Origin of the sequence: Pelotomaculum sp. PtaB.Bin117 (assembly GCF_002067195.1) — a bacterium.
Taxonomy (GTDB): domain Bacteria; phylum Bacillota; class Desulfotomaculia; order Desulfotomaculales; family Pelotomaculaceae; genus Pelotomaculum_D; species Pelotomaculum_D terephthalicicum.
Window position 1 is genome coordinate 1 of record NZ_MVQM01000057.1, and the last position, 7205, is coordinate 7205.

The 7205-nt window shown below is 49.6% G+C and carries 7 protein-coding genes; 3 read left to right on the forward strand and 4 right to left on the reverse strand.

What is annotated here, in order from left to right:
* From A4E54_RS03685 to A4E54_RS03695, 3 genes are all read left to right on the forward strand, one after another.
* Positions 1 to 1082, forward strand: a 1082-nt coding sequence (locus A4E54_RS03685; RefSeq protein WP_286724466.1) for a putative DNA modification/repair radical SAM protein, incomplete at its 5' end; no start/stop codon positions are given.
* Positions 1061 to 1885, forward strand: coding sequence for a TIGR03915 family putative DNA repair protein (locus A4E54_RS03690; protein WP_240084152.1), 825 nt, complete (start codon positions 1061 to 1063; stop codon positions 1883 to 1885). The genes A4E54_RS03685 and A4E54_RS03690, both read left to right, overlap by 22 nt.
* A 152-nt stretch (positions 1886 to 2037) precedes the next feature.
* Positions 2038 to 2640, forward strand: a complete 603-nt coding sequence (locus A4E54_RS03695; protein ID WP_240084151.1) for a peroxiredoxin — start codon at positions 2038 to 2040, stop codon at positions 2638 to 2640.
* 70 nt (positions 2641 to 2710) lie between these two features.
* Here the strand turns inward: A4E54_RS03695 and A4E54_RS03700 are convergent, their stop codons facing one another.
* The 4 genes from A4E54_RS03700 to A4E54_RS03715 form a co-directional block, all read right to left on the reverse strand.
* Positions 2711 to 3814, reverse strand: coding sequence for a PdaC/SigV domain-containing protein (locus A4E54_RS03700; protein ID WP_240084150.1), 1104 nt, complete (start codon positions 3812 to 3814; stop codon positions 2711 to 2713).
* 138 nt (positions 3815 to 3952) lie between these two features.
* Positions 3953 to 5704: a YcdB/YcdC domain-containing protein gene (locus tag A4E54_RS03705; protein WP_240084149.1), complete on the reverse strand. Its 1752-nt coding sequence runs from the start codon at positions 5702 to 5704 to the stop codon at positions 3953 to 3955.
* A gap of 87 nt (positions 5705 to 5791) precedes the next feature.
* Positions 5792 to 6454, reverse strand: coding sequence for a hypothetical protein (locus tag A4E54_RS03710; protein ID WP_240084148.1), 663 nt, complete (start codon positions 6452 to 6454; stop codon positions 5792 to 5794).
* 48 nt (positions 6455 to 6502) lie between these two features.
* The coding region (locus A4E54_RS03715) for a protease complex subunit PrcB family protein (RefSeq protein WP_286724471.1) at positions 6503 to 7205 on the reverse strand (703 nt) is incomplete at its 5' end.

Genomic DNA, 7205 nt, shown 5'->3' on the forward strand with positions numbered 1-7205 from the left:
GGACAACCTTTACACCTCGTGAGTTGGCGGAACTGACTTTCAATTTTTACCGCCGCAATTATATTGAAGGTCTTTTTCTAAGTTCCGGTGTGCTTAAAAATCCCGACTATACCTGTGAGCAAATGCTGGAAGCTCTGCGCATACTGCGGGAAGAGTACCGTTTTGCCGGGTATATTCATGCCAAGATTATTCCGGGCGCTGACAGCCAACTGATTGCCCGAATCGGCGCGCTGGCGGATCGGATCAGTGTAAATATTGAGCTTCCCTCTCAAAACAGTTTGCGGCTGCTGGCACCGGACAAATCAAAGCACGCTATTTTGGGACCGATGGGGTATATTCATAGCCACATAAAAGAGAGCTCCGCAGACAGGAAAAGATATCGGCATGGACCAAAGTTCGCCCCTGCCGGCCAGAGTACCCAGATGATTATAGGGGCCACGACGGACACAGATTTTCAGATTTTAAATTTAACCGAGAGCCTATATAAAAAATACAAGCTCAAGCGGGTTTTCTTTTCCGCTTATATGCCGGTAGCCGAAAACACCCTTTTGCCCGCCATGGGCACAAAACCGCAGCTTCTGCGGGAGCACCGCCTTTACCAGGCGGACTGGCTGCTGCGGTTTTACGGTTTTACCGCCCGCGAACTTTTGGACGAGCAGCACCAAAGCTTTAATCCCTATTTAGATCCCAAATGCCACTGGGCCCTTAACCATATGGAGCTTTTCCCAGTAGACGTAAACCGTGCCGCTTATAACGACCTGCTGCGGGTACCGGGCATCGGCGTAACAAGTGTTAAGCGGATTATCACTGCCCGCCGCACCACCACTCTTAATTTCGACGCGCTCAGAAAGCTGGGGGTTGTACTTAAACGTGCCCAGTATTTCATCACCTGCGGCGGTAAAACCGCGGACGGCATGATAATCACTCGGGATGCGGTGCTGAGGGCTTTGCTGTCTGAAAAAGCCTGGGCCATGTATAACGAGAGATTCCCTCTGCATCCGGAAGCGGAGCAGCTTTCTCTTTTTGATGAGCCGTCATCCTGTCAGGAGGATGTTCAGAAATGCTTAACCGGTCAAATATGATTTATCTTTACGACGGCAGCTTCAATGGGTTGCTGTGCTGCGTCTTTGAGAGTTATGACCAGAAAGAAATGCCGGTGGAAATTTTAGCGCCGGACATACCGCAAGCTACACTCTTTCCGGTTAAAGAAATTATGACCGATCCCCAAAAAGCGAACCGGGTACTGGTTTCTATTCCGAAAAAAATGGGGCATGAGGCCCTGGATTTCGTGCGGCAGGCCTTTTTAACCTGTCTTCCTCAAAAGGAACTGCATATCCTGCGGTTTATGCGCATGGGCTACTGTCACGGCCCCTCCGTGATGGCTATGCTGGCCAACGACGCAGTGCATATACTCTTTAAAGCCGTAAAGCATTTGAAAAACGAAAGCCACCTGCTGAAAGGGTTCCTGCGCTTTTCTGTTTTTAACAACGTCCTCGTAGGCGAGATAGAGCCGAAAAACTGTGTGCTCCCTTTGTTGAGGCAGCATTTCTGCCGGCGCTATCCGGAGGAACGCTTTTTAATTTTTGACAAAACCCATGGTATGGCGCTGGCGTACCACCCTTACCAGTCCGCAATTATTGCTGTTGAAGATCTGGTATTGCCCGAACCTGATCAAAAGGAACAATCTTTCCGCGAACTGTGGCGACTTTTTTACGAGACCATTGAGGTGAAGGGGCGTCACAACCCCCGGTGCCGTATGAGTCATATGCCAAAGCGCTACTGGAAGCACCTGACCGAGCTTAACCGTCCGCAGGAATCCCTGCCAATATCGGCATATCCCGGCTGTAAAAAGCTTCCTGACGGCGGCTCCGACGGGCAGCGTTAAAAAAGTATCTTGCCATTTCAGCCATAATTACGCTGATATATTAAGTATAGGCAGCCTCATCCGCGTCTCCCTAATTTATTAAACCTTTTTACAACACATAAATTCATACAAATACATAATATGGATAAAAATAGTAAAGGAAGAGGTTCTTCATGTCACGCGTCGTTTTATCTGACCAGTGTTTCGTCAAAGAGCCAATTGTCCTTGATAAACCAGCGGCCGACTTTACTGCCGAAGCTTATTACAGGGGACAACGGGTCGATGTTAAGCTCTCTGACTTTCGTAAAAAGTGGGTAATCCTGTTCTTTTATTCCAATGACTTCACCTTTGTCTGACCGACCGAGCTGGCAGCCGTGGCTGACCATTACGAAGAATTTGTACAATTAGGAGCAGAGGTCCTGGCAATCAGTACCGACAGCGTCTACTCACACAAAATTTTTGCTCAGGTATCGCCTTCAGCGAGAAAAGTTCAATACCCGCTCTTATCCGACCCGACCAATGAAATTTCTAAGTGCTATGGCGCCTACAACCCTGAAACAGGGTCAGCTTCCCGGACTACGTTGATTATTTCACCTGACGGCTTAATAAAGTTTTTTTGCAAGTATCCCAGGCCGGTAGGTCGTAATGTGCTGGAAATAATACGTGTCCTGCAAGCCCTCAGGTTTAGCGAAACTACCGGGTTAGGTGCTCCAGCCGGTTGGATGCCGGGTCAGCCAGGTATTCAGCGCGATTGGAACATGGTGGGGAGAATTTAACTATTCTCCAGCATAAGGTCTCTACTCTGTTCAACCGGAACAACTTCCGATTTACCGCAACCCGCCATAATTAAGAAACTAAGAAACCGGGCTTCAGCATATCTTTCAACGCTGAGAAATCAACCGGGAATTCCTGTATGCCGGCGGTATAGGGCCAATATTCATACTGCTGGAAGTAAACCACGACCGCGCTATCGGCAAGGTAAAAATCCTGGTCGTCCCTGATGGTCTCGAAGGGTTTGTTTTCCGACAATGTTCCTTCCTTAACCCGTTCGTTTACCTCATTCCTGACGGTATTGTTAATAAGAGAAACATAATCCGCGTCATTTTTCATCAAATCCTTGAGCTGGTATTCTTCACCTGTTTTCAGGTTGAAGGTATGGGAGCTTTGCACCGTCAGTCCGTGCGCCCCCCCGGCGTACTGGTAATCCATGCATACAACGCTCAGCAGTCCGCTTTGATTGTATTTCAACCGGTAGTCGAAATAGGTTTCACACTTGTTTGGACTGCCCGTATAACCCGACGCCCTGACCTTTTCCATTTCTTCAACATTTTTCAGCCCTTCATTCCTGGCATCCGTTGCTGATTTCTCGAAAATGGAGTTTATACTGTCCTGCACGGTTTTATCAGCCAACCCGTCGATCTGCGGGTATTGTATGGTTATTTTAATCTTATCGTCCTCAGAAGCTTCTTTCACTGTTTTTATGGAAATCGCGTTCTTTTTAACGCTTTCAAGCTGCATTATTCCATTTTGCCCGTCCCACCGGACTTTAAGCCCCAGGTTGTCGGAGAAAAAGTCCGCCCGCATGTACATTCTGTCTCCTATTGTTACGCTGCCGCCATAGAACCCCTTGGCTGAATAATCTCCGCCCATATAATAGACATGGTCATCCGCGGTTATTTTATCATTGCTCAAATCAATAACTATATTTTCCCCGGGTCTGGAAACGGAAACCGTCTGTTCCTCTCCCGACCACTGTATTTCATACCCTAGCGCTTCACCAACCGCCCGCAGCGGCAGGTAAACATCTCCTCCGTAAATATAGGCGCAAGCTTCAATGTTAGCACCGTCCAGCACAATTGCGGCTTGAATTTCTTTGGCCGCAAAGCCATAAGCACACGCAGAGAATAGCAGTGAGACAATGGTTCCTAACATAATTACCCTTTTTCTCATCACATCGACACTCCTTCGCCAGTACAATCACCAGCCATGCTTAATGCTTATCATCCGGGCTTTACAGATGTCAGCCCGCTAACCGGCGGGCTGACTCTCACCAAGTTTCTTTTTCAGTTTACCGATATCCGGTCCTTTCTATTTCACCTCCAAAGTCACCGTTTTTCCCGTCAAGGCGTCGATGTATTTTCCACCATAGCTGTAGTCCGGCAGGTAAACCAGGAGAGGCTTGGGTGCTTTCTGGCCGAAATATTCAGGCCAGACGTAAACCAGACGCAGCGGTTGGCTTTTCAGAAATTCAGCCTTGGCAGCTTCAGCCGTCACCACATTCCCGCTGTCCGGCAGGTTGACGGACGAACTGCCGTTTCCGCTGGAATAAGCAGTAATCCTGCCTGTAAGTCCGTCTACAGTAACATAGTTATAACGGTCCGAAACCGGGATGCCCTGGTGGGTAAGTGTGAAAGTAAAATGAAATTCCGGCCGCTGCTCATTGTCCGGGAGCTTGCTCCTGTCCACCCAGTCGGGAATGCTGTCTTCCTGCGCCTGGAAGCTCGACATGACCAACTCGACCGCGCCTTGCTCCAGATACCTTTGCACGAATTGCATAGCCGTTTCCTGCGCGGTTTCTCTGGTTACCGTCCCCTTTTGGCCGCGCCCGGATTCATCGTAGAGGCTGAAGCCGACAACCTGGCCTGTATCTGCCAGCGTGCTGATAGTTAAAAAACGATTTATGCCGCCCTGCTCCGTCTGGGGTTCGGAATGCCAGCTGTACTCTTTCACCTTAATCCCCGAATTAAGGTAATCTCCTTCCCTTATAAACTTCATCCCGGAAATATCTATGCCGGTTTCAGCGGCAAGCAGGGCGGCGGCTGCTTCGGGAGTCCCGGCAGCCAGTTTCTTGCCCTCTCCAGCCAGTCTGATCCGGCTGGTCAGCGGCTGCTCGTGAGATTCAGCCAGCGGCTTCCCTGTTACAGCGTCTATGAACGCATACATAGCAGGAGTAGGAGTATATATTAAAACCGGCCGGGTTTCGACCTCCTCATCGCCCAATATAGGGTAAGGGTACTGCATGGGCTGCCGCTCAACGTAGTTCAGCTTCATTTCCAGCAGCCCGGCATAAATCTCTGCCGCCGCTTCCTTCGTCACTGCCAGGGCGGGATCGGGGAACACCGCCGGATCCGGCCCGCTGTCTTTTATGCTGTCATTTCTCTTGTAGGATCCTTCCGTATAATATTCGGTAACATGCCCGGCGGCGTCGACACTCACCCGAATGCCGCTGTTTAAAAAGGGTATACCGTTGATCAGGCGCTCAAACTGCACATTCGCCGAGGCCCACCTTATCTCGTTCCCCTTGTCGTCCCGTGCGCCTCCACTGCCGTAGCCTATCTGATCGCTCATCTGATAGTCCTCCATTTTGTCTCCCAGAACCTGCCGGGCGAATTCAGCCGCCTTTTCCTTGGCCAACCCGGAAGCCGGAAACTCTACAGAAGCCCAATTCGGGTTCCGGATATCGAACCTGAGCAGTTCTCCCGTATCAGTTTTAAAGGTGAGGTTGGCGTGAGTTCGCCTAATGTCGGGTCCCACATCCCCGGTGTTGTCGTTCAGAACTACCCCCCAAGTGGCCTCCCCTTCGTTATACATGCCTTCCACGGAAAGTTCCTTTAGTTCGGGCACAATTTGGTAGATTTTTTCCAGCGCCTGCCGCTGCGATTCGTTTAACTCCGCCTTTGCCACCGGCTGTCCGGCGGCCCCGTCTTGCAACTCCACAGTTGCCGTACCGCCTTGTGCTGCCCGCCCGCCCGACGCCTCTTTTTCCGCCGCCCAGGCGGTCGTGGACAACAGCATGCCCACAGCCAGCACTACAACGGCTGCTCCCTTAACCCTTTTCAAAAGATCTCCTCCTTATTTATGTTGTTTCTTAATATAATTGGTTTCAGGATATGCTTGGTTTCTTGCAAAAATTATATGGAATATTAATTATATTTTTATGCTTATAGCTTTATCATCAGCATTTATAATGCCATTTTCAATGACGACTTTAGCATCATAGTCAACTCCTACTAAAGTTTGCTTTTCACCTGTCAATAAATTCATAATAGCTGATTCGCGAGTTTCATCCAAAGCTTTTGCTGACCAGAAGACGTAATTGTCTTTTACCATGTATTTAAAATTCAAGCCGCCGGAACGACCACCACTTGCGATTGCACGCTGCTCCTTGGTCTCAAGATTCATGCCGATAATTCTTATGGAGCCTTGGTTCCAGTCTGCACCGGCCAAGTATTCTTCTATCACAATCCAATTATTATCGGCAGGTGTGATATCGGTAACTCTGGTTAATACTTCTCTTCCGGCGCTATCAACTGCTATTAACGGTAGTTCTGTTATAAGTTTTGCATCCTTCTTATTTAGCGTGTTGCAAGATGAAAGGTAAATAGATGTAGATGTAATTGGGTGTGGGTATCCTTGTGTATCAAGCCCGCTACGATCAATTAGCTCACAATGAGACCAAACAGTTTGGTCATCAATAGCCGCATAAACCGTCTCATCGAACGTACTAATACCTTCTTTGTTTGAAAGTGAACAACCACTTAATAAAGACAACAAACAGCACCACGACATGAGCAAAAAAAACTTTTTCATGCAATAAGCTCCTTGCACCTTATATTTTTCCAGGCATGGAGACTAAAATCATTGCGGGAATCCTTCCGCAAATTCCACCACTGCGCTGGTCGCCGGGAGGCGGACTAAGACAGAGGGATAAACTATTTCCTGCGCCGTCACCTCCCCGGGCATCGGGCTGTCCATCCGGTAATAAACCTTCAACTTGCCGTTGCTTTCACCGCGAACGCCAATTATTCCCACTCTATAACCGGCGGCGGACTTTTCCCCGGCCGAGACGCAAGCATAGCTCCATTCACCCAGGGTTTTAACGCCGGTAAAGAAATCTTTGGCGTTGGCGGCCGCCCAATTTCTGATTTCCAGCGGCACGCTCTCGTCATCCGGGGACATGATCTTGAAAGGCACCCACGGATTAGTAGACCACGGTAAAAAATGATACGGTGATTCCATCCTTTCTGTAAGGTCTTTAATCCGGTCAAACTCTTTAATCAGGTCGTTCGCTTTTTCGACGGTGTCGCTCGCAGGGTACTCCGCCAATATTCTCTGCGGGTAAGCGGCGTCGCCGGTGTATGCGCCGAGCGCCAGCAGCGCGTCGTCGGCCATGCTGCTGTCCGGGTATTCTTCGACAAATTGCCGGTAGGTGGAAATGATTTTCCCCCGAATATCAGACGGGTTAAAGGCGAACATGGCGTCGTCCCCCCACTCGTCCAGGCCGATGTAGCAAAGGCCGGCGGAGTAAAGCGCCCTGGCCTTCAGCTCCGGCGCGGCGGAC

Coding starts and splice junctions, on each gene's coding strand:
- A4E54_RS03690 (WP_240084152.1), top strand. CDS start 1,061: ATGCTTAACCGGTCAAATATGATTTATCTTTACGACGGCAGCTTCAAT.
- A4E54_RS03700 (WP_240084150.1), bottom strand. CDS start 3,814: ATGAGAAAAAGGGTAATTATGTTAGGAACCATTGTCTCACTGCTATTC.
- A4E54_RS03710 (WP_240084148.1), bottom strand. CDS start 6,454: ATGAAAAAGTTTTTTTTGCTCATGTCGTGGTGCTGTTTGTTGTCTTTA.